The sequence below is a fragment of the uncultured Shimia sp. genome, assembly GCF_947498095.1.
In the GTDB taxonomy this organism is placed as follows: Bacteria; Pseudomonadota; Alphaproteobacteria; order Rhodobacterales; family Rhodobacteraceae; genus Shimia.
Genome location: NZ_CANMJE010000001.1, coordinates 510,560 through 532,201, shown reverse-complemented (window position 1 = coordinate 532,201; position 21,642 = coordinate 510,560). Strand labels below are relative to the sequence as shown.

The following is a 21,642-nucleotide window of genomic DNA, read 5'->3' as shown; positions in this document are numbered from 1 at the left end:
GCCCGCCACGTGGCGCCCCAACAGGTCAGATCATTCCTGATCCCAGTTGCGGACTGGTGTCGCGCCAGCTGCACGCATCGTGTCCATATAATCGTTGAGAACCTCGCTGCCGTTCACGCCAGCCGCATCCAGCTTTTCGGCCCAAAGTTTGGCGACATTGTCCATGCCAGCGGCCCATTGCTGGCGGAAATCTTCATCCACTTCGGTCACAGTCGCGCCCTGAGAGGTCATGATCTCGAGGAACTTGGCCACTGAGGCGTCAAGGTCGGCGTGATAGGCGACGCGGTCTGCATCTGCAGCATCCCGCAACGCCTGCTGGACAGTCGGGTCAAGCCCGTCAAACCAATCTTTGTTGGCGGCGAATCCGCCCGCGTATTGCGCCCCAAAGCCGATCTTGGTGATATAGGGCGCAACCTCATGCAACTTGCCGGGCAGGGCCGCGCTGGCAAAGACGATGACACCGTCATAAACACCGGTCTTAATCTCGTTGTAATAGGTCGTGAGGTTGCCCGAGACCCCTACCGCGCCTGTCCCCTTAAGCCAGTTAACCGCCGGTCCGGGTGCGCCGATCTTGCGGCCTTCGAGGTCGCCGATGGAGTTCACAGGGAAGTTGGTCATCAGAAGGTAATCGTCAATACCAATGGCGCCGCCAAGATATTCGAGACCGTTGGCCTCCCAAGCCGCCTTCATATCGCCATTGCTGGCTTGCAGCTTATCCATCCACTCGCTGACCACATTTGAATCCGAGATCACGAAGGGCGTAAAGTAGGTCACGTTCTGCGGCGCCAGCTTTGCCGGATCAAAGAGAGAGGACACAAGTCCGATTTCGGCCAGGCCCTCCTCAACGGCTTCCAGTTCTTCACCTACTTTCGCAAGTGATCCACCATATTGCTCTGACCAGCTGATGCTGTGACCAGTGCCTTCAAGCGCGGCGTTCACTGCCGGAATAAAGGTCTGGCTCGCATGTTTCACCCAGCGAAAGACCGGTGGGTGACCGGCGACGATGGTGACGTTCATGTCTTCTGCTATCACCGGTGCAGCAGCTAAGCCGCTGACCGCGATGGCGGCGGCCATCAGGCCTTGGGTTAATGTGTGTCTCATAGTTCTCCTCCTAGGTTTCAGGTATTCCGGCCACTCTTCAGGCCAGTGCGCGAATTCCTCCGCAAATGAATGGAACAATGCGGCCAAGCATTTCCTCGGCATCGCCATCGTCACATGCGCCGTCGGAAAGACGCTTTGGGCGCCCAGTCTGCGCCATCATTGTCATGCCAACGCCAATCGCGAACATATAGGCCCAGACCGCGTCAGCCCGACTAAGGCCCGGCTGTACGCGCTGAAGTGCGTCGATGTATTTCAGGGCGATTGGATCATAGTATTTCTTGGCCAATTCCTGATCCCGCGCGCCCGCAGAATTCGCGACAGAGGCCAGTATCCGCGCATATGGACCCGCATTGTTCGTTGAGGTGCGTCCGGCTTCGATGGTCGGCCGAAAGAGTGCCTCAACGATGTCTTCAAGGTCGGGGTGGCTCGATTTTTCGAACAGTCTATCAAGCAGCTCAGCCCGGTCGTCATTGATCGACGAGGATCTGCGGGCAACCATGGCTTCGAACAGCTGTGCCTTGTTTTTGAAATGATAGTGAATGAGGGCCTGCGCAACATCGGCCTTTGACGCAATTTCCCGCATCGACGCGCCATCGTAACCAGATTCGGCAAAGACCAATTCGGCGGCATCCAGAATTGAACCAAACCGGCTTTCTCGTCGCGGCTGATCCAGATCCTTTTGAGCTTCTTCAGATCTGGTTGTGGTCGATGTCGCCATAATTCGAATCCTAACTGATCGCCCAGTCAGTATTGGCATCACACCTCGCGGAATCAAGAAAAACCGAAAATGGCACGCGATCGGACTTTGTTGGATTAAATCGCCAACCCCGCAAAACGGTGCGAGAGAGGCGCTTGTATCTCAAGCGTTGTTCGCGATAACATTTCTGCGAAACAATCAGGAATTCCTCTGTGGCAAACGACGAAAAACGCTCCCTCACCCTACGCGATGTCTCGGAAGTGTCGGGGGTTTCTGAAATGACGGTCAGCCGCGTGCTGCGAAATCGAGGCGATGTGTCCAACGCCACACGTGAACGGGTGTTAAGGGCCGCCAAGGATCTGGGCTACGTTCCGAACAAAATTGCCGGAGCGCTTGCCAGTCAGCGGGTCAACTTGGTCGCCGTTATCATTCCGTCGCTGTCCAACATGGTCTTTCCCGAGGTTTTGAGCGGAATAAGCCAAGTGCTGGAGAGCACCGACCTTCAGCCTGTGGTCGGGGTCACCGACTACCTGCCTGAGAAGGAAGAAAAAGTTCTATACGAAATGCTGTCCTGGCGCCCGTCAGGCGTGATTATTGCTGGCCTCGAACACACCGAAGCTGCGCGTGCCATGCTGGCTGCAAGCGGCATTCCGGTTGTTGAGATCATGGATGTGGACGGCAAGCCAGTGGACGCAATGGTTGGTATTTCACACCGCCGCGCGGGTCGCGAAATGGCCAAGGCCATCCTCAAAGCGGGATACCGCAACATCGGCTTTTTGGGCACCAAGATGCCTTTGGATCACCGCGCCCGAAAACGGTTTGAGGGATTTACCGAAGCGCTGGCCAAAGAGGGCGTCGAGATTGCTCAGAAAGAGTTCTACTCGGGCGGATCTGCCCTCGCCAAAGGGCGCGAAATGACCGCGACGATGCTGGAACGTGAGCCGGAATTGGATTTCCTCTACTACTCAAACGACATGATTGGCGCCGGCGGTTTGTTGTACTTGCTTGAACAGGGCATAGATGTGCCGGGTCAAATCGGACTCGCAGGTTTCAACGGTGTTGAATTGCTGCAAGGCCTTCCACGCCAACTTGCCACAATGGATGCGTGTCGTCGCGAGATCGGCGTCAAGGCGGCTGAGATTATCGCCGCGCAAGGCGAGGGCAAGGACACCGCGATGGTGACCGAGCTGACACCAAAGATTTCTTTCGGCGATACTCTGAAGCGACGCTAAGAGCCGGGCTTGTTTGTTTCTTGATAAAGGCGAACCAACTGCCTTTGCAGTTGCTCCGGCAAGACTGTTGATCCACCAGCTGTCAGGATCTGCGTTAACAATTGATGGGTCTCGGGATCGCGCACCAAAGTGTCAAACCGTGAACGGTGCCATTTCATAGCCTCGGCGTGCAGGTCTTGCAGGTTTGCGATCTGCAAAATGGCGTGCAAGACGGCTTCCGTGGCTGGGCGCATCTGATGAATTGATGTGTCCTCAACCGTATTGAAATTCCGCTCGACCCAATAGCTGAGATCCACCGGCTTTTTGGAGCGATTGGGGAGGCCCCGGTCTCGCTTGATCAAAAACCCGGCTGCGGATCGTACAGCGTAGTGGTTCATCTCAACCAGGCTCCGGCCAGACGACACCCCGAAGAGAGACAGCCGTTGCTGGTTGCGCGCGAACCATTCGGGAAGGATCGCGCCAGACCCATCGACCAGAATTGGCAATGGCCCGTTTTCTTCGGGCTTTTGCTTTGGTCGGTGCACACCCAGTTGGCGGAAAGGACCACGGGTCCGAAAGAGGGTTTTGAACATGCCCGCTGAGACCGGGTAGTTCGTGTCCGGCGAAATCGCGCGCGTGAATTGTTGCGTGACAGGCTGATCTTCGATGCCGACAACATCGTTATGCCCATAGAGCCGCCAAGGCATGATGATCCCGTCGGCCTCGGCCGGCACGGCCGACAACAGCGATGCGATATCATGGTTCCCAGCGTGAATATTGATGAATTCGTCAACATCCGAAACCAGAATCCAGTCTGCTTCTTTACGCAAGGGATGTTTCCATGCCGCCCTGAGGGCTTGCCATTGGATGGACTTATTCTTCTCACGTTCGTGAGAAATATGCGTCACTATTCCAGCCTGATCGAGCGTATTCAGCATCAGGTTGGTGCCATCATCGCAATCGTTGGAGAAGATCAGAAAGTCCGTGACACCCGCTGCTTTGTGATGGGCTATCCATTCAAGCAGATAAGAGCCTTCGTTGCGGACCGACGTGACTGACAAAATGCGCAAAAAAGGAACCCCTGTAACGGCTGCTGACACCTTCACATAGCATGGCCTTGAACGGCTGGGCAGTCGATCCTTGCGATTGATTGGATGACTGAGTCTCAACGGCGACACCAGCCGTCTTGAAATCTGCAGCACTTGTAAGTAGTTTCACCACATCTCTGGCACAGACTTATTCTAAGGGCCTCGCAGACTATTCCATTTGGGATGGGTCACGCGTGGCGCACAGCCGTGTCACATGGGATCCCCCACATTGTCAGGAGAACACTATGCGCGTTCAGGGATATTGGGCCGACCAAAAGGCCCCAACATTTCGAGATTTACCCGGCGATACAATTGCCATTCTGCCGCTTGGCGCCACTGAACAGCATGGACCGCATCTGCCGGTATCGGTTGATACAACCTTGGTTGAGGCGGTTTTGGCACGGTCATTGCCGCAGTGGTCGGAAAAGACCAATGCTCTGATCCTGCCGACGCTGAGCATCACCAAGAGCAACGAGCATCTGAACCATCCCGGCACACTGACTATAACGGCAAGGACATTGCTTGCCATGCTGGACGATATCGGCGCGTCGGTTGCGCGCGCAGGCATCAAGCGGCTTGTGATGCTGAACGGTCATGGTGGCAATACGGCCATCCTTGAAGTGGCCTGTCGTGAGTTGCGGCTTGCGCATGGGTTGATTTCCGCACACGCGTTGTGGTTTGGGTTTGCAGATTCTGACACTCGGATTGAGACCGAAGACGCGGCCCATGATCTGCATGCGGGCGACATTGAGACCTCGGCCATGTTGGCGGCCAAGGGCCATTTGGTCGACATGGACCTTGCCCCCAACCAGGCGCCCAAAAGCCGTGACTGGCAATCCGATCTGCGTTGGATCGGCCTCAATGGGCAGGCGGCGCGCCCGGGTTGGAAGGTTGATGACCTGACCCCCAGCGGGGTTTGCGGGAACGCCTCGGCTGCAAGTTCGGACAAGGGTGAGGCCCTTTTGAACAGTGCGGCCAAGAACTTGGCCGATTTCCTGCAGGAATTCGCCAGCTTTGATCCGGAGCACTGAGATGTCGGTGACAACGATTAGGGATGTTGGCATCCCTCTTGCCGTTCTGGGCAACAAATCTGGGTTCAAAGGCGTCGAAGGCAATGGGTTGGTCCGTGGGGATGTGATCCTTGACGGTGGATGTGTTGCGGGCATGGTGCCAGCGACGGTCCACAGGGATCAGCCCGTGATCCTGTTCCCGAAGCTCGTCGATCCACATTGTCACTTGGACAAATGTCATACTGCGGATCGGTTAGATGGTATCGGTGGCAATCTGACGGAGGCGATCGAAGCCCAGCGCAGAGACAAAGACAACTGGACCGGCAATGACATTCGCACCCGCGCCAGCCGGGGCCTGCGAGAATATCATGCCAGTGGCACCGGGTTGGTGCGCAGCCACGTCGATTGGGGCGACACAGCCACCCCGCCGAGCGCGTGGCACGTTCTACGCGAACTGGCAGAAGAGCGGGACGACATCACGCTGCAACTCGCTGCTCTCACAAGCCCTCTGCAGATGGCCGAGCCGGAAATGGCCTCTGACATCGCCAAGGCCATTCCGGAAGGGCATGCCTTGGGTATGTTTGTCTTTGGTCAGCAAGGATACGAGACCGCGATCCGCAACGCTTTTGAGCAAGCACAGAGTCGAAACCTGCTGCTCGACTTTCATGTCGATGAAGGTTTGGACCCGGCGCTGAACGGCCTGGAAGTCATTGCAGACATTGCGCTGGAGCTTAATCACTCTGGTCCCATTATGTGCGGTCACGCAGTCAGCCTTTCCCTGCGGGACCAAACAACAGTTGGCCGCATCGCGGACAAGTTGGCCCGTGCTGAAATTGCCGTCACGATGTTGCCGAGTACAAATCTGTATCTGCAAGGGCGCAACGGCGGCACGCCGAAGGATCGTGGCGTGACACTGGCGCATGAACTTCACCGAGCTGGAGTTCGCGTTCTTTTGGGTAATGACAATGTGCGCGATGCATTTTGCCCCGTGGGACGGCACGATCCACTTTTTGCGTTGGAACTCGGCATTCTCTCGGCACACCTCGATCCACCGTTTGATCGCTGGTTGCCGTCGATTACCACCGACGCAGCTCAGGCAATGGGCCATGCACCGACCTACGTTCGGGGTGCCGCATTGCCAGACCTCTTGGTCGCCCAGGCCTCAGACCTGTCCAATTTGATTTGCGGAGCGTCCCTCGCACCCGCCACCCAGCTTAGTGAGGTAACCCAATGACTTATTCAATTTCCGGAAAAACCAACATCGACTGGGCAGCCTTTGAGGCTGAACTCGCCCCGGTTGAAACCATTTCAGAACCCGTTCTGGTAAAGAAGCGCTCGCGCGACTTCTTTTGGTATTCGCCCATTCTAAACGCACAACTGCGTCGCAGTTTCGGGGATCTTGTCGCTGTGCCTAAGTCGGCGTCCGAAATGGCCCATTGCCTGCGAATCGCCTATAAACATGACGCGCCCGTTGTTCTTCGCGGCGGCGGAACGGGCAATTACGGACAGGCCGTTCCACTTGACGGCGGGTTGATCATTGAAACCACATCAATGAACCGGGTTGTCGAGATTGGCGATGGATATGTCACTGCCGAAGCGGGCGCCAATATTGAAGAGGTCAACAAGGCCCTGCATGCACAAGGTTGGGAATTGGCAATCTTTCCCTCAACACAAGACATCGCAACTATTGGCGGATTTATCGCGGGCGGGTCCTCGGGGATCGGGTCGGTCGCCCAAGGCATGTTGCGCGATCCGGGAAACATCATTTCACTCAAGGCGATGTCCGTCACGGACGATCCGCAAGAGCGGGTGTTCGAAGGCGACGACGTCAACCAGATACACCATGCCTGGGGCCTGAATGGAGTCATTACCGAGGTCACGCTGCGTACCGTCCCTCATCGCGATTGGATTGGATGCATGGCGACTTTTGACGACTATGCTCAGACCTATGCCGCCGGGTACGCACTCGCCTCGGCCCCTGACATCGCGCGCAAACTGGTTTCAACCGTTGATGCCCGTATCTGCGAGTATTTTCCACGTCTGAAAGAGCATCTGCGCGCTGGGAAGCACCTGATGACCTCTTTGGTTCCGGCAGAGGATATGGGCGCCTATCGGTCACTCATCTCGGATCAGGGCGGCTCAGTAGATCTGGCCATGTCAGAAGCAGAGTTGGCAGAAGCCAAGCTACCGCATGTGTTTGAATTCGCTTACAATCATACCACACTGCAGGTTCTGAAAGCGGATCGTTCTGCAACCTATCTACAAATTGGTTGCCCAACGCCTCCGAACCCTCGAGCTATCTCTGACTTGCGCCCAAAACTGGGTGACGATGTGTGGCAGCACCACGAGTTTGCATTGTTGGACGGACAAATCGTGACATTTGATCTGCCCATCATCTGGTTCAGCACAGAAGAGCGATTGCGCGAAATCGAGGCCACATATGAAGCAAATGGTTTCCCCGTCTACGATGCCCACGTCTGCATGGTCGAAGGTGGCGGCTTAAAGAACGCCGATTACACTCATCTGGCATGGAAGAAACGCATGGATCCCAAAGGGCTGTTGAATTCAGCGAAGTCGCGAGAGTGGCAGAATGTGGCCCATCTTACGGCCGAAGAGATTGAAGCAATGACGCCTGCCTAGCCAGTGTTAAAGCCCGTCACGTGCACCAACAAAGGGAATCGGTTTCTTGCCTGTTTAAGGGAAATTTCGATCTGAAGTCCGTTTGCGACGTCTGCATGTCGATTTTCGCCCTCTGTAAGTCGCTATCGAGCCAGAGGGAACAGCAGGCAGCACAGCTAATCTGGGTTATGCAAACTCATTTAAACGGTTTCATTTTTCTGCCAGCGACCATGCTGCAAACACGCCCTGACACCCCGGGCGGTTTTTATGATTGTTGCTGGAACACGCGAAAAAATGAGTCAAAAATTGTTGCATCACCCCCCCAAGCTGTGGATGGATGTACCGGGTTGGAAAGATTGGGACTTTATCCATTGTCCCGATGCTCGATAGATTCGGTTTCTTCCCAGGGGGGATCAAACCACTGAACAATGAAGATTGGCGGTCGATCCGATCCGTCACAAAAAAATGCAGCATAGCTGCGCATATGGGACAAAACCCAAATACCAACAGAGAGGAATAATATGACCTTTTACAAACGCAACGGAGACCCGATGCCGAAGATGATCGTCGATCAGGCGAGCAAAGTCGGCACAGACCCGGTCAACCGCCGCGAATTCCTGGCCATCGCCAGCGCATTCGGTGCGACGGCTGCGACAGCTTATGGCATGCTCGGCATGGCTGCGCCTGCAATGGCCGATGGTCACGCCAAGCAAGGTGGCACCGTGCGCATCCAGATGGAAGTGCGCGCCCTGAAAGACCCGCGCACCTATGACTGGTCGCAAATCGCCAACTTCTCGCGCGGCTGGCTTGAGTACCTCATCACCTATGAGAACGACGGTACATTCCAGCCTCAGCTGCTGGAAAGCTGGGACATCTCGGACGACGCCAAAACCTACACTCTGAATGTTCGTAAGGGCGTTAAGTGGAACAATGGCGACGACTTCACCGCCGAAGATGTTGCACGCAATATCGCGGGTTGGTGCGACAAAGACGTTGAAGGCAACTCAATGGCTGGTCGTTTCGCGACTTTGATCGACGCCAACACCAACAAGGCCATCGACGGCGGCATCGAAATTGTCGATAGCCACACTGTTCGCCTGAACCTGCCCAAGCCCGACATTTCGCTGGTTCCCGGCATGGCTGACTATCCGGCGGCGATTGTTCACGGCTCGCACGACGCCAACAACATGCTCGGCAACCCAGTCGGCACTGGCCCCTATCTGCCAGACGGCCTGGAAGTTGGTGTTCAAAGTGCGTTGGTACGCAACGAAGACCACACCTGGTGGAATGCTGGCAACGGCGCATGGCTGGATCGTATCGAGTATGTCGACTACGGCACGGACCCAGCAGCCTGGATGGCCGCTGCTGAATCCGATGAAGTGGACGCCCTCTATTCAGTTGATGGCGAATTCATCGACATCGTTGGTTCGCTGGACGGATGGAATCAGAATGAAGTTGTCACCATGGCAACCATTGTAATCCGTCCAAACCAACTGGCCGAAGTTGATGGCAAAATGCCTTACGCCGACAAACGCGTACGTCAGGCGATTGCAATGGCCGTCGACAACAACGTTCTGCTGGAACTGGGCTACGATGGACGCGGCGTTGTTGCTGCGAACCACCACGTTGGACCAGCACACCCCGAGTATGCCGACATCGGCATGCCCAAGCACGACCCTGCTGGTGCCAAGGCCCTGCTGGACGAAGCTGGCATGGGTGACTTCGAGATGGAAATCCACTCGATTGACGACGCATGGCGCAAGAACACCACCGACGCCGTGGCCGCTCAGTTGCGCGACGCTGGTTTCAATGTCAAACGGACCATCCTGCCCGGCTCGACCTTCTGGAACGACTGGACCAAGTATCCGTTCTCGTCGACCAACTGGAACCACCGTCCTTTGGGCGTGCAGATTTGGGCTTTGGCCTATAAATCTGGCGAAGCTTGGAACGAATTTGGGTATGCAAACCCTGAGTTCGACGCGGTTCTTGAGCAAGCTCTGGCAACAGCCGACGTTGAAGCACGCCGTGCTTTGATGGCTAAGGGCGAAGCAATCCTGCAAGAAGATGCAGTAACGATCCAGCCTTACTGGCGCTCGCTCTATAACCACACCAAAGATGGTCTGGCAAACGCAGGACACCACATCTCGTTCGAGATCCGTCCAGCCGATGTTCACTGGACCTAAGTTGGGTTAGACATCGACATACGGGCCGCCTTTGGGGCGGCCCGTTTTTTGTTGCAGGTGACCTTCATGGATATGACTTTGATCGCGCAAACCATCTCATTGGTGTTCCCTGCGCTTTGGCTGACTCTGGGTGTACGTGACAACATCATTCACCCCGCGCTCAATGAGACCTTTACCGCTCAGGTCTTTGCGATGGAGCGTATGAAAGACGACTATCCTGATGACTATGCTCGGGTGCAGCACCGCGCAGTATCCAACCGAACCGTGCAAAAGATTGCATTTAGACTGGTGGTTCTGGGTGAGCTTTCGACGGTGATCGTGTTATGGAGCGCCGTTGCCCTTATGGTCTTGTCTCTGGTCGCAAGTGTCCCGGTTAGCACCGCAAAAGCTGTCGCAACATTGGGTGCGCTGATGTTTACGTCGATTTGGGCAATGTTCCTGATCGTTGGCGAGAACTTTTCCTATTGGTATTGCCACGAAGGCGCCCAGAACACCCATTTCCAAATGACGCTCTGGGGCATGGCGAACCTAATCTTTCTCAGTCTGTGAGGCAGTCTGACATGTTCTGTGCCAAGGCCCGCAGCATCCCAAGGTAAAGATCAGCACCAACGGTTTGATCAACACCCATTGGGTCCATGATGCCGCTCCGGACATGACCCGCGACCGCTTTGACTAGGCGTGGGTCGAATTGTGGCTCTGTAAAGACGCAGTGCACGTTCCGCTCTTCTATGGCGTGCTGGATTTCGACCAACCGGGCGGCACTGGGTGTGCTGGCATCTGAGATCAACAGAGATCCGGCAGCGTTCAACCCAAAGCGATGCTCAAAGTACTGATAGGCATCGTGGAACACTAGAAATGGCTCACTCGAAACCGGTTCTAAAAAGGCGCGAATTTCACCTTCGACCTGATGAACTTCCGATGCAAATTGCTTGGCATTCTCTGAATAGAGGGCTGCATTTTTGGGATCACTGGCTCCGAGCGTTTCGGCAATGGCAACCGCCCAGACTGCAGCATTTTCAGGATCAAGCCACATATGTGGATCCATGCCCTCGTGATCATGATGGTGCGCGTCGTGCTCATCCGCAGCTTCGTCGTGACCTTCATGATCATTTTTTTGATCGTCGTGATGCTCATCTTCGTGATCGTGGTCTTCGTGCGGCTCTTCGTGATGATCCTCAAATACAGCCGTCTCGCGGAAATTGTGTCGGGTTGTACCGGCGACGTCTGACAAATCTAAAACTCTCGAACTTCCGGCCAGCGTTTCAAGGGGTTTTTCCAGCCCCGGAATGAGTGCGTGCCCCATCCAGATGACGATATCTGCCTCTTGCAGGGCTTGCGCCGTGCTCGGGCGCAAATCGAAGTCATGTGGGGATTCACCTGGACGCAAAACCAATTCAGGCGTTCCTGCACCCTGCATAACCCGCGAAACAATGGAATGAACCGGTGCGATGTCTGCAATAACTTGCACATCCTCTGCCATTGCCGACCCGACACAAACAACACTCGCAACAACACCCCAAAGCTGCTTTCTCACAACAATAATTCCTTTAGCAAACACGTCACAAGATGCTGGCTTTATATGATATGTTATATTATATCAAGTAGCGTTCCTACAAAATGAGGCAACCATGCATGACATCGGATTCGAAAGCCACGACCACGAGGCCTGTGTTGTTGAAGCACTGAAAACCGCCGAGACCTGTTGTGCCGAGCGCCAGGCTCAATTGACCCCGGTCCGACGTCGCGTACTGGAGATTCTGCTTCAGGAACATCGGGCCATGGGCGCCTACGATATTTTGGCTCAACTTGCTCAGGAAGGGTTGGGCTCGCAGCCCCCAGTTGCTTATCGCGCCCTGGATTTCCTTGAAAAACAGGGGTTGGTACATAAGATTGAGCGCCTGAACGCGTGGCTTGCGTGTTCGCATGCCGGATCCGAGCACTCTCCCCTATTCCTGATCTGCCGTGAATGCGGTGCCGTCGCAGAGTCGGCAATTCCAAGAATCGGGCTGCGCAAAGCTGCGGAAGATGTTGGATTTTTGATCGAAACCACTGTTGTTGAGGCCGAAGGCCTTTGCCCCATTTGCCAAAAGGCGGCTTGATCATGGAGTTGGTGACACTCTCAGGCATCGGTGTACGCATTGGTGGAAACCAAGCCTTGTCAAACGTAGATTTTGGTATCGAAAAGGGTGAGATCGTGACCGTCGTCGGGCCAAACGGGTCCGGCAAAACCACCTTGCTGCGGACTATTATTGGGGCTCAAAAACCGACGGCGGGGAAACTCCACAGGGCAAAAGGTCTGAAGATTGGGTATGTGCCACAAAGGCTCTCGATTGATGCGACGTTGCCCTTGACCGTTGAGCGGTTCCTCAACTTACCCCTGCGCCACCGCCGCCCAGACATTGAGGCCGCACTGCATCATGCCGGCGCCGAAGGGCTTGAAAGCCGCCAAATGGTGGCATTGTCTGGCGGGCAGTTTCAGCGCGTTTTGCTGGCGCGTGCGCTTCTTAAGAAACCAGATCTGCTGATTCTTGATGAACCCACCACTGGGCTAGATCAGCCGGGTTCGGCCAGTCTCTACCGTCAAATCGAACAACTTCGCAGTGATCTGGGCACGGCCATTCTGATGGTCAGCCATGAGCTTCACGTCGTGATGAGCGCGTCAGATCGTGTTGTGTGCCTGAACGGTCATGTCTGTTGCCACGGAACGCCAGAGATCGTGGCATCAGCCCCAGAGTACCGCGCACTCTTTGGATCCGGGACACAAGGCGCATTGGCGCTCTATCGTCATGATCACGACCATCACCACCACAGCCATTCGGATCACAGCCACGAACATGGAGCTTGCGACCATGCTTGATGACTTTCTGGTGCGCGCAACTTTGGCCGGACTTGGCGTTGCGCTGGCTGCGGCCCCGTTGGGATGTTTCGTCGTCTGGCGCCGTATGGCCTATTTTGGCGATGCGACGGCGCATGCCGCAATTCTTGGTGTGGCTCTGTCTCTGGCACTTTCAACCTCGGTCTTTACCGGAGCTTTGGCGGTGGCCTTGATGATGGCCTTTGCCGTATCGGCCCTGTCGGGTCGAGGTTATGCGATGGACACATTGCTTGGCGTGCTTGCCCATTCCGCGCTGGCCTTTGGCCTCGTCGCAGTCAGTTTTCTGAAAGGGGTTCGCGTCGACTTGAACGCATATCTCTTTGGCGACATTCTCGCCGTTGGACAGTCGGATCTCGCGGTGATCTGGATTGGCGCGGCCCTAGTTGTTGCTCTGGTAACATGGCGGTGGTCTGCGCTTTTAACCTCTACGCTCAGCCCCGATCTTGCCTACGCCAGCGGCATCGACCCCAAGCGGGAGCAGCTTGTTCTGACCCTTGGCCTTGCCATTGTTGTGGCAGTGGCGATCAAAGTGGTCGGCGCTTTGCTAATCGTGGCGTTGCTGATCATCCCTGCCGCCAGCGCCCGGCCATTGTCCCGTACACCCGAGTCTATGGCCGTGATCGCCGCGCTTATCGGTGGCACAGCCGCCATCCTCGGGCTGCGTGCGTCTTTCCTTTGGGACACGCCCGCTGGCCCCACGATCGTCTGTGTTGCTGCGGTTATCTTCCTTGCAACAAACACCGTCACCCGGTTGAAACGCCGCTAGTCTGTTAACGCGCCATGCACCAAAGCTTTCATCTCGGCGCGGGACGGATAGGAACTGGATGGTGACAGTTGGGTCAGGAAAACAACGCTGAGGTCCTGCACCGGATCGACCCAGAAAAAGGTCGAGGCCATGCCACCCCAGCTGAAATCCCCAACCGATCCAAGTGTTCGGGCACGAGCCGGATCAAGCACTACGGCTCCGCCGATGCCAAAGCCCATGCCGTCCATTGGTTGTTCAGCAAAACTCTGGGGACCCAATGAGGCGATGTCGCCCGGTAAATGATTGCGCATCATGAATGACATGGTGCTTTGCGACAGCAACTGCCCGCCATCAAAGCGCCCTTTGCGGCGCAGGACTTCGACAAAGCGCATGTAGTCATCCAGTGTTCCCACCAGTCCGCCACCGCCAGAGTGCAGGTCTGCATTCAAAAACGGAGAGGCCTCGCCACCATCGGCCCGACGCAAGCTGTCACCGCCCGTTTGTGCTGCATTCAGCGCCATCGCATCACCATCCAACGGCGTATAAAGCGCGGCGAACCGATCATACCCATGCGGTGGGACAGAGAATGCCGTCTCGGACATACCAAGGGGGTCAAGGATGTGCTCTTTAAAGAACGCATCAAGGGTTTGGCCCGAGACCACTTCGATCACCCGGCCAATCACGTCGATCCCAATCGAATATTCCCACCGGGCGCCCGGTTGAAAGGCCAAAGGCAGCGCGGCAACCCGATCGACCATTCGTGCAAGCGATCCCTGATCTGGATGGAACAACAGGTTTTTACCAGCCATCGCCTGTGGAAGTAGGCCCGGATTAAAGTGATAGCTCAGCCCGCTGGTATGCGTCAGCAGCTGGTGCAATGTCGGGCTTAGCGCTGGTTCGGTTTGATCGATCGTCTCTGCACCGGGTATCAGGGCCTGCATATTCGAAAATTCCGGGATGTACTGGCTGACCGGAGCTTCTAGGTGCACCAAACCCCGTTCAACGAGCATCATAAGCGCAACGGATGTTACCGGTTTCGTCATGGAATACAGCCGAACGATGGTGTCCCGCTCAAACGGCGATCCTGCCTCGTGGTCGCGGTGGCCGACGGCGTTGTAAAAGACCTCATCACCGCCACGCGAGATCAGCAGGCTACATCCGGCATACTTCCGGTCATCGACGTACCGCTGCATCCATCCGCGAATGCGGTCCAACCTGACCGGATCAAAACCGTTTGCTGTCATGCGCTTACTTTCGTCCTGATCTATTTGGTCCCTGTCATTATCAGTTAGACATTGGCGGGCGTTCTGATTCAAGGTCTGAGATCACAAGGCCTTCAATCGTCATCATTTTCCAGCACATCGGCGAAGAAAGGGATCAGCTTGGCTTTGAGGATTTTTCCTGTTGGCGCCGCTGGCAGATCATCTGCAATCACAATTCGACTGGGGCGTTTGTAGGGTGCCAGGCGATCCGCCAAATGCGCGCGCAGGCTTTCAATCGTCAACCCGCTGTCCTTTGCGGTTTTGACAAAGGCCAGAACCTCTTCGTTGCCCTCAACGGCACGTCCGACCACACCAGCAACAATGACATCAGGGTGCTCAGTCAGCGCCGCTTCGACCTCAACCGGGTAGACGTTGAACCCGGACCTGATGATCAACTCCTTGCTGCGCCCAACGATGTGCAACCGGCCTTCTTCGTCCATTCTCCCAAGATCACCGGTCCGAAACACACCTTTGTCGCTTAACACCGGTGCGGTTTGTTCCGGGTCACGGAAGTACCCCTTCATGACCTGCGGACCGCTTACAAGGATCTCTCCGATCCCCTTGTCGGGCTCGGCCCCGTCCACGGAAAAATCCAGCGACAGTTCACTGTCCAACATCGGCACGCCAACGCTTACATCCGGGTCCGAGATCGCGCTTTTGGTTGCGCAAACACCGGCTGCGCATTCGGTCAACCCATAGCCGTTCTGAAGCGGTAACCCATAGAAGGCCTCGGCTTCGCGTTTCCACGATGGATCCAGAGGTGCCCCACCCGATGACACGTAGCGCAGCAGCCCCTTGTCATAGCGCGCCATGCCGTGGGTTCGGGCGTAGTGAAACAAATGTGCATGCATTTGCGGCACGGCCGGCAAAAGCGTGACGTCCTTTTGCAATGCCTCATACAGACGCTGAGCAGAAAACCGAGCCTCGAGCCGCAGCGAGCCTTTGGCAAAACAAACAGCACAGAGGGTCACAAGGCCAAAGATGTGGGACAGTGGTAAAGCCAGATAAGTCATATCCTGATCCTGCATGCCACGCATGTCTGCCGAAGCGCGCGCGCCGGCCATCAGGTTCGTATGGGTCAACATCGCCGCCTTGGGTGCGCCGGTGGTGCCGGATGTATAAAGCAGCAAAGCAACCTGTTCATCGGCTGAAGCAAAGCTGGGCTCTGGCAGGCTGCCCTCTCTGCGAACAATGTGTGCGGTCCCAAAAGCCCCCGTCACTTCTGTGGCCCCGAACGCGTCGGCGTGATCCTGAGACGGGCCGGGAACTGAAGTTGAGAAAACGATTGCGCTGGGGTCAGAGTGGTCAACGATCCTTTGCAGCTCGGCATCGGTCATACGGGCGTTCACCGCCACCGCGGCCGCCTCCATCCGGGTGACCGCGAAAAAGAACGCGACGATCTCGGGACAGTTTTCAAGAACCAGCACCACCCGGTCGCCGGGCGCTACAGAAAGCGCTTTGAGCTGCTTTTGCGCATCGTCAATCGCTGCTGATAAATCGCCCCAAGACCAGTGCCGCCCGTCGGCCGCGATGATGGCAAGCCGATCCGGTGATGCCACAGAGGCCAATTGCACAAAGTCGTGCACTCTTTCGTTCATTGCAGCCTCCCCGCTCGCCCCACTACTATGAAAGAGCCCAGCGCGCGCAGCAAACGAAACGCGACGTTAAAGCAAACTCACGAACACGCGCTCGCGCTTTCATCCAGTTGGCTGCTGAGGATTTCCCGGACGTTGGCGGCGACGATGCCGTAACTAACGTTGCCATAAAGCCGTTGGCGCCCTTCATTCAAAACATAGGTGGGGCTGCCTTCGATCTTCATTATTTGAGCCAACTCATAGTCCCCTACCAGTCGCGCAATGGCCTCGCCGCTTTCGTAACGACGAAGAACATCATCGAAGTTCATATCAAGGCGATTTGCAACCTCGCGCTGGACATCCCAGTGCGAGATATCCTGAGCCTCGACAAAGAACGCCCGCCGCAACTCCTTGGCCGCACGAACGCTCAGTCGCTCATCAAGCGGGTTGCCGGATGCCACCTGTTCCGCTTCGATCAGTTCAGCGACTTTGATAAACTGATGCGGGCTGGCTGACGACCGGGGACGGGTGGCAACCCAAGTATCATCGTTCAAAGAAACATCGGGGAAGCCGGTGACCACGTCACGTACATGTGCCGCATATCCGGTAAAACCGCCCCGATCCGCCCAGACGCGATCGATTTTCCCGTGGCTGTCAGGAAACACCGAGCAATAGCGCACCTCGACGTCAATCTGGTCTCCAAAGTCCTGTGCCAATCGGGACAGGTTAGACTGTGCCACATAGGCCCAAACACATAAGATATCCGAGAAGTGAATGATCTTTGGTTTTGTCATGTCGAACCCCTGATTACTCGGGCAGTGCCGCAGTTACGATGATTTCAACCTTCAGAACATCTCGTGCGAGCTTTGCTTCACCGCAGGCGCGTGCCGGTGCGTGACCTTCAGGCACCCATGCGTCCCAAACGTCGTTCATCTCGGCAAAATAAGCCATGTCCGAAATCCAGACAATCGCCTGCAAGATATTGGATTTATCCGTCCCCGCCTCAGCCAGCAAAGCATCAACTCGCGACAGGCAATCGCGGGTTTGTTCGGCCACGGTATCACCCGACCCAACTTGTCCACAGAGATAAGCCACGCCGTTGTGCTTGACGATTTTGCTCATGCGCTGGCTGGTGTGAAGTCTTTCGATCATGGCAAGTCTTTCCGAGTTTCTGCGTCGCACGCAACTATGCTCGAAACAACACTGGCTGCAAGCGTTCCAGGCGCCTAAAGCCAGCGACCATCGCGGTGGTACAATCAGTTTTGGAAAAGTGGTGAGCCGTGAAGGGTTCGAACCTTCGACCTACTGATTAAAAGTCAGTTGCTCTACCAACTGAGCTAACGGCCCACTCTGTGGCGCGCTTACTATGCCCTTGGCATGTGGCGGTCAAGACAGAAATCGCCGGAAATGTGTTTTTCCCTCGCACCAAACAATTTCATGACTAATTCGCTGTTACCCGGCCCGCATCACAATTCTACCAATCCCTACTTTAGCTAGGGATGTTACAATTAAGTGCCTGTTTTTTATAATCTTCTATTGCCCGACCCAAGCTGACATGTCTGGATCAATTAGACTTGGTCATGCGCCATGCCGTCTCGTCTCGAATAGAGCGAAAAGTGTTCTGGTTCTGCGAAAGCCCTGCCTGATCCCACCACACTCAGAGAATCGAATGAACGCAACCGTCAAATCGGATGTGATTTCGATGCCATCATCGGACCGTTGGGCGCGAGACTCATATAGTCATCCGATCGCAAAGCGCTTATATGCGCCTCATGATCGCTCGGAAAAATACCGCATTGCCCTTTGAAAAGATGCATGGGCTGGGAAACGACTTTGTCGTCGTTGACGCGCGCCAGCGCGATGTTCCGCTTGCGGACGGTCTTGTGCGAGCCATAGCCAACCGGCATTGCGGCGTTGGATTTGACCAGCTTGCGGTGATTTCTGAGGGCACTCACGATGCGCATCTGACGTTTTACAACGCCGACGGTTCAAAATCAGCGGCATGCGGGAATGCAACCCGCTGTATCGCCCGCAAGCTCATGAATGAGACCGGCCTGACCACTCTCCGGTTGACCACAGAACGTGGCCTTTTGCTTGCCCGCGACGCTGGCAATGGTTTGACGGCTGTGAACATGGGCCAGCCACAACTGGATTGGCACGAGATTCCCCTTGCCCGCGAAATGGACACGCTTGAGTTGCCCATCGAGGGCACGCCGACGGCCACCGGTATGGGCAACCCGCACTGCACTTTTTTTGTCGAAGACGCCGATGCGGTGGACCTTGAGAGCTTTGGCGCGGCCCATGAGCATCACCCACTTTATCCCGAACGCACCAATGTTCAGGTTGCCTCGCTTGTAGGACCAGATCACATTCGTATGCGTGTCTGGGAACGCGGCGTCGGCCCGACGCTTGCCTCGGGTTCATCATCCTGCGCCACCGCGGTCGCCGCCGCACGACGAGGGCTTACTGGCCGCAAGGTGCAGATCGATTTGGATGGTGGCACCCTCTGGGTCAACTGGGCCGAGGATGGCGTTTGGATGACCGGGCCAACCATGACCGTCTTTGCCGGTGAATTCACTCAGGACTTTCTGGAGTCTGTCTGATGTCCACCGCACCCAAGTTCACGACCCTTGGCTGTCGTCTCAACGCCTATGAGACCGAGGCCATGAAGGATCTGTCTCAAAATGCAGGGTTGGAAAACGCTGTCATTGTGAACACCTGTGCCGTGACGGCCGAAGCCGTCCGCAAAGCGCGTCAGGAGATTCGCAAACTGCGTCGTGAGAACCCAAGTGCACGCATCATTGTGACCGGGTGTGCCGCCCAGACCGAACCCGAGACTTTCGCCGCGATGGACGAAGTCGACAAGGTCATCGGCAACACGGAAAAGATGCAGCCCGAAACCTGGACCGGCATGGCCGCAGACTTTGTCGGTGACACGGAAAAGGTTCAGGTCGACGACATTATGTCCGTGACGGAAACGGCCGGACACCTGATCGACGGATTTGGCACCCGCAGCCGTGCCTATGTTCAGGTGCAGAACGGCTGTGACCATCGCTGCACATTCTGCATCATCCCTTACGGCCGCGGCAACTCGCGCTCAGTACCTGCAGGCGTTGTGGTGGATCAGATCAAACGTCTGGTCGACAAAGGGTTTAACGAGGTTGTTCTGACGGGCGTCGATCTGACATCCTGGGGCGCCGACCTGCCCAAAACCCCACGTCTTGGCGATCTGGTGTTACGGATTCTCAAGCTGGTTCCAGACCTGCCACGTCTGCGCATTTCCTCTATCGACTCGATTGAGGCGGATGATGCGCTGATGCAAGCCATCGCTACCGAGCACCGCCTGATGCCGCATCTGCATCTTTCGCTGCAACATGGCGATGACCTGATCCTGAAACGCATGGCGCGCCGCCACCTGCGCGACGACGCCATCCGCTTTTGTGAAGAGGCGCGAAAACTGCGCCCCGAAATGACCTTTGGTGCTGATATCATCGCCGGATTTCCGACCGAGACCGAGGCCCATTTCGAGAACTCGCTGAAACTGGTGAGCGACTGCGACCTGACCTGGTTGCATGTATTCCCCTATTCCAAGCGCGACGGCACCCCGGCGGCAAAAATCCCCAAACAGGTGAACGGCAACATTATCAAGGACCGCGCTGCCCGATTGCGGGCTGTTGGTGAAGATCAGGTCAAACAACACCTCGCGGCCCAAATCGGCAAGGTTCATCAGATCTTGATGGAAAATGCACACATGGGCCGCACCGAACAATTCACCGAAGTCCAGTTTGACACCCTGCAAACCGAGGGCCAAATCGTAACCGCAACGATTCTAGGCGCCGAAAACGGCCAGCTTCGGGCATGACGGATCACCCCATTCTCTACAGTTTTCGCCGCTGCCCCTATGCGATACGGGCGCGGCTGGCCGTCGCCAGTGCAGGACTGACCGTTGAACTGCGCGAAGTGCTGTTGCGTGACAAGGCGCCTGAGTTTCTGGACACTTCTCCCAGCGCCTCTGTGCCCTGCCTGAAGTCTGGACAGCAGGTGATTGATGAAAGCTTTGATATCATGCTCTGGGCGCTGGAGCAGAACGATCCTGAAAACCTCCTCGCGATGCCATCTGCGGGCCACGATCTGATTTCAGACACTGATGGGCCCTTCAAAACAGCGCTGGATCGCTACAAGTACCACACGCGTTACGAGGCCTGTGACCGAAACATCGAACGGTCAAAGGCAAGTGATCACCTGACACGCCTCAACGTGCAACTTGGGGACACCATTTGGTTGTTTGGCGATGACCCACGCCTCGCGGACTTTGCCATTCTGCCGTTTGTTCGTCAGTTTGCGTTTGTCGACAAACCTTGGTTCGACTCTCAGGAATGGCCCAATCTGCACCACTGGCTTGAGGCGTTCATTGATTCTGATCGCTTTAAACAGATCATGACAAAATACCCTGTTTGGCAGGCGGACGACCTCCCGACCTATTTCCCCTAGATTTCGTATTGCCCGAAATACTCCCGCCGGAGGCGACCTGAAGCCCCGGCCCTAAGGCCGGGGTGAGGCAACCTGCGCGCCGTAAGGCGCTCAATCTTGCTACGCGGCCTGTTGTGCAGATTGCCGAGAAGCTACAATTGCCAATGCTGCCTCTGCAGCCTCACGGCCCTTGTCGACAAAATGGTCGCGGTAAATCGCGGTGTGATGCGCAGTCTCCTGATAGTGATGCGGCGTCAACGAGACTGACAGCACGGGAACACCCGTATCAAGCCCCGCTCGCATCAGCCCGTCGACTACGGCCTGTGCGACAAAGTCATGGCGGTATATTCCACCGTCCACCACGAAGGCCGCTGCAGCCACCGCCGCATATCGACCCGACGCGGCAAGATCCCGCGCCAACAAGGGCATCTCAAACGCACCGGGTACGTCAAAGACGTCCACTTGTGCGCGTGGAATAACCTCGCAAAACCCAACCAAAGCCTGATCCACGATCTCCGCGTGCCAGTTGGCTTTGATGAATGCATATCGGGTGTGTGTCATAGTGATCTCCTTTCAGGTACAGACACGTCACCCAAGGCGATCACGAACCAAAAGGCGCACCAATGGCGGCCCTTTGACACGTTCTCTTCCATCCGGACTATGACCGTCGGCTCTGGAGTTGCACCAGATCTGCTGACACTTCCGAAGAAGCCGCTCGCGGGCTTACAGGTCTCCCTGCTTACCGCCGGTGGGGAATTTCGCCCCGCCCTGAGAACGATGCAACCTTGCCAAGCCTGCCCGGTGCTT

The 21,642-nt window shown here is 56.1% G+C and carries 21 protein-coding genes, 1 tRNA gene and 1 riboswitch; of the genes, 12 read left to right on the top strand and 10 right to left on the bottom strand.

Translation table 11 applies throughout. The annotated features are described in order from the left end of the window. Window positions 1-30: 30 nt before the first annotated feature. Window positions 31-1,101, bottom strand: coding sequence for a C4-dicarboxylate TRAP transporter substrate-binding protein (locus Q0932_RS02620; protein ID WP_299349452.1), 1,071 nt, complete (start codon window positions 1,099-1,101; stop codon window positions 31-33). 37 nt (window positions 1,102-1,138) lie between these two features. After that, window positions 1,139-1,819 (bottom strand): TetR/AcrR family transcriptional regulator, encoded by a 681-nt coding sequence (locus tag Q0932_RS02615; RefSeq protein ID WP_299349450.1) that lies wholly within the window; start codon window positions 1,817-1,819, stop codon window positions 1,139-1,141. A 191-nt stretch (window positions 1,820-2,010) separates the two neighbouring features. On the opposite strand from Q0932_RS02615, the gene Q0932_RS02610 reads away from it, so the two are divergent. Then, window positions 2,011-3,030, top strand: a complete 1,020-nt coding sequence (locus Q0932_RS02610; protein ID WP_299349449.1) for a LacI family DNA-binding transcriptional regulator — start codon at window positions 2,011-2,013, stop codon at window positions 3,028-3,030. On the opposite strand, the gene Q0932_RS02605 is transcribed toward Q0932_RS02610, so the two are convergent. Further along, on the bottom strand, window positions 3,027-4,079 hold the full coding sequence (locus Q0932_RS02605) for a glycosyltransferase family 2 protein (protein WP_299349446.1): 1,053 nt from the start codon (window positions 4,077-4,079) through the stop codon (window positions 3,027-3,029). The two genes, Q0932_RS02610 and Q0932_RS02605, sit on opposite strands and share 4 nt — an antisense overlap. A 263-nt stretch (window positions 4,080-4,342) precedes the next feature. Between Q0932_RS02605 and Q0932_RS02600 the strand changes: the two genes are divergently transcribed. The 5 genes from Q0932_RS02600 to Q0932_RS02580 all read left to right on the top strand — a co-directional run bounded on the left by Q0932_RS02600 (window position 4,343) and on the right by Q0932_RS02580 (window position 10,458). Continuing rightward, window positions 4,343-5,128 (top strand): creatininase family protein, encoded by a 786-nt coding sequence (locus Q0932_RS02600; protein ID WP_299349444.1) that lies wholly within the window; start codon window positions 4,343-4,345, stop codon window positions 5,126-5,128. Between the two features lies 1 nt (window position 5,129). Beyond that, window positions 5,130-6,341, top strand: a complete 1,212-nt coding sequence (locus Q0932_RS02595) for an amidohydrolase family protein (RefSeq protein ID WP_299349442.1) — start codon at window positions 5,130-5,132, stop codon at window positions 6,339-6,341. Next, entirely contained in the window at window positions 6,338-7,747 is a 1,410-nt protein-coding gene (locus tag Q0932_RS02590) for an FAD-binding oxidoreductase (protein ID WP_299349440.1), read from the top strand. The genes Q0932_RS02595 and Q0932_RS02590 overlap by 4 nt, the downstream gene beginning before the upstream one ends. 500 nt (window positions 7,748-8,247) lie before the next feature. Continuing rightward, entirely contained in the window at window positions 8,248-9,909 is a 1,662-nt protein-coding gene (locus Q0932_RS02585; RefSeq protein WP_299349438.1) for an ABC transporter substrate-binding protein, read from the top strand. Window positions 9,910-9,975: 66 nt separating this feature from the next. After that, window positions 9,976-10,458 (top strand): DUF2165 domain-containing protein, encoded by a 483-nt coding sequence (locus Q0932_RS02580; protein WP_299349436.1) that lies wholly within the window; start codon window positions 9,976-9,978, stop codon window positions 10,456-10,458. Here the strand turns inward: Q0932_RS02580 and Q0932_RS02575 are convergent. Further along, the gene (locus Q0932_RS02575; protein WP_299349434.1) at window positions 10,448-11,443 is read right to left on the bottom strand and encodes a zinc ABC transporter substrate-binding protein; all 996 of its coding nucleotides are present in this window, start codon (window positions 11,441-11,443) and stop codon (window positions 10,448-10,450) included. The two genes, Q0932_RS02580 and Q0932_RS02575, sit on opposite strands and share 11 nt — an antisense overlap. Before the next feature lie 94 nt (window positions 11,444-11,537). Here Q0932_RS02575 and Q0932_RS02570 point away from each other — a divergent pair, with 94 nt between their 5' ends. Genes Q0932_RS02570 through Q0932_RS02560 form a run of 3 tightly spaced genes read left to right on the top strand, consistent with a single transcriptional unit; the run spans window position 11,538 to window position 13,550 of the window. Next, window positions 11,538-12,008 (top strand): transcriptional repressor, encoded by a 471-nt coding sequence (locus Q0932_RS02570; protein WP_299349432.1) that lies wholly within the window; start codon window positions 11,538-11,540, stop codon window positions 12,006-12,008. Window positions 12,009-12,010: 2 nt separating this feature from the next. Beyond that, on the top strand, window positions 12,011-12,766 hold the full coding sequence (locus tag Q0932_RS02565; RefSeq protein ID WP_299349431.1) for a metal ABC transporter ATP-binding protein: 756 nt from the start codon (window positions 12,011-12,013) through the stop codon (window positions 12,764-12,766). Then, window positions 12,759-13,550: an iron chelate uptake ABC transporter family permease subunit gene (locus Q0932_RS02560; RefSeq protein ID WP_299349657.1), complete on the top strand. Its 792-nt coding sequence runs from the start codon at window positions 12,759-12,761 to the stop codon at window positions 13,548-13,550. The genes Q0932_RS02565 and Q0932_RS02560 overlap by 8 nt, the downstream gene beginning before the upstream one ends. On the opposite strand, the gene Q0932_RS02555 is transcribed toward Q0932_RS02560, so the two are convergent. The 5 genes from Q0932_RS02555 to Q0932_RS02535 form a co-directional block, all read right to left on the bottom strand. Further along, window positions 13,547-14,773 carry a serine hydrolase domain-containing protein gene (locus Q0932_RS02555; protein WP_299349429.1) on the bottom strand — a complete coding sequence of 409 codons (1,227 nt, stop codon included), beginning with the start codon at window positions 14,771-14,773 and terminating at the stop codon, window positions 13,547-13,549. The genes Q0932_RS02560 and Q0932_RS02555 overlap by 4 nt on opposite strands. 92 nt (window positions 14,774-14,865) lie before the next feature. Beyond that, window positions 14,866-16,389: a class I adenylate-forming enzyme family protein gene (locus Q0932_RS02550; RefSeq protein ID WP_299349413.1), complete on the bottom strand. Its 1,524-nt coding sequence runs from the start codon at window positions 16,387-16,389 to the stop codon at window positions 14,866-14,868. 77 nt (window positions 16,390-16,466) lie between these two features. Further along, window positions 16,467-17,159 carry a DsbA family protein gene (locus Q0932_RS02545; RefSeq protein ID WP_299349412.1) on the bottom strand — a complete coding sequence of 231 codons (693 nt, stop codon included), beginning with the start codon at window positions 17,157-17,159 and terminating at the stop codon, window positions 16,467-16,469. Between the two features lie 13 nt (window positions 17,160-17,172). Further along, the gene (locus Q0932_RS02540) at window positions 17,173-17,517 is read right to left on the bottom strand and encodes a RidA family protein (protein ID WP_299349411.1); all 345 of its coding nucleotides are present in this window, start codon (window positions 17,515-17,517) and stop codon (window positions 17,173-17,175) included. Window positions 17,518-17,636: 119 nt separating this feature from the next. Further along, window positions 17,637-17,712, bottom strand: a tRNA-Lys gene (locus tag Q0932_RS02535). Between the two features lie 425 nt (window positions 17,713-18,137). On the opposite strand from Q0932_RS02535, the gene dapF reads away from it, so the two are divergent. Genes dapF through Q0932_RS02520 form a run of 3 tightly spaced genes read left to right on the top strand, consistent with a single transcriptional unit; the run spans window position 18,138 to window position 20,856 of the window. After that, entirely contained in the window at window positions 18,138-18,968 is an 831-nt protein-coding gene (gene dapF, locus Q0932_RS02530) for a diaminopimelate epimerase (protein ID WP_299349656.1), read from the top strand. After that, window positions 18,968-20,227 carry a tRNA (N(6)-L-threonylcarbamoyladenosine(37)-C(2))-methylthiotransferase MtaB gene (gene mtaB / locus Q0932_RS02525; protein WP_299349410.1) on the top strand — a complete coding sequence of 420 codons (1,260 nt, stop codon included), beginning with the start codon at window positions 18,968-18,970 and terminating at the stop codon, window positions 20,225-20,227. Before dapF ends, mtaB begins: the two co-directional genes overlap by 1 nt. Further along, a complete protein-coding gene (locus tag Q0932_RS02520; RefSeq protein WP_299349409.1) occupies window positions 20,224-20,856 on the top strand; it encodes a glutathione S-transferase in 633 nt (210 codons plus the stop codon). The genes mtaB and Q0932_RS02520 overlap by 4 nt, the downstream gene beginning before the upstream one ends. A 99-nt stretch (window positions 20,857-20,955) precedes the next feature. On the opposite strand, the gene Q0932_RS02515 is transcribed toward Q0932_RS02520, so the two are convergent. Then, the gene (locus Q0932_RS02515) at window positions 20,956-21,396 is read right to left on the bottom strand and encodes a 6,7-dimethyl-8-ribityllumazine synthase (RefSeq protein WP_299349408.1); all 441 of its coding nucleotides are present in this window, start codon (window positions 21,394-21,396) and stop codon (window positions 20,956-20,958) included. A 76-nt stretch (window positions 21,397-21,472) separates the two neighbouring features. Continuing rightward, window positions 21,473-21,615: riboswitch (FMN riboswitch) on the bottom strand. Window positions 21,616-21,642: the final 27 nt, after the last annotated feature.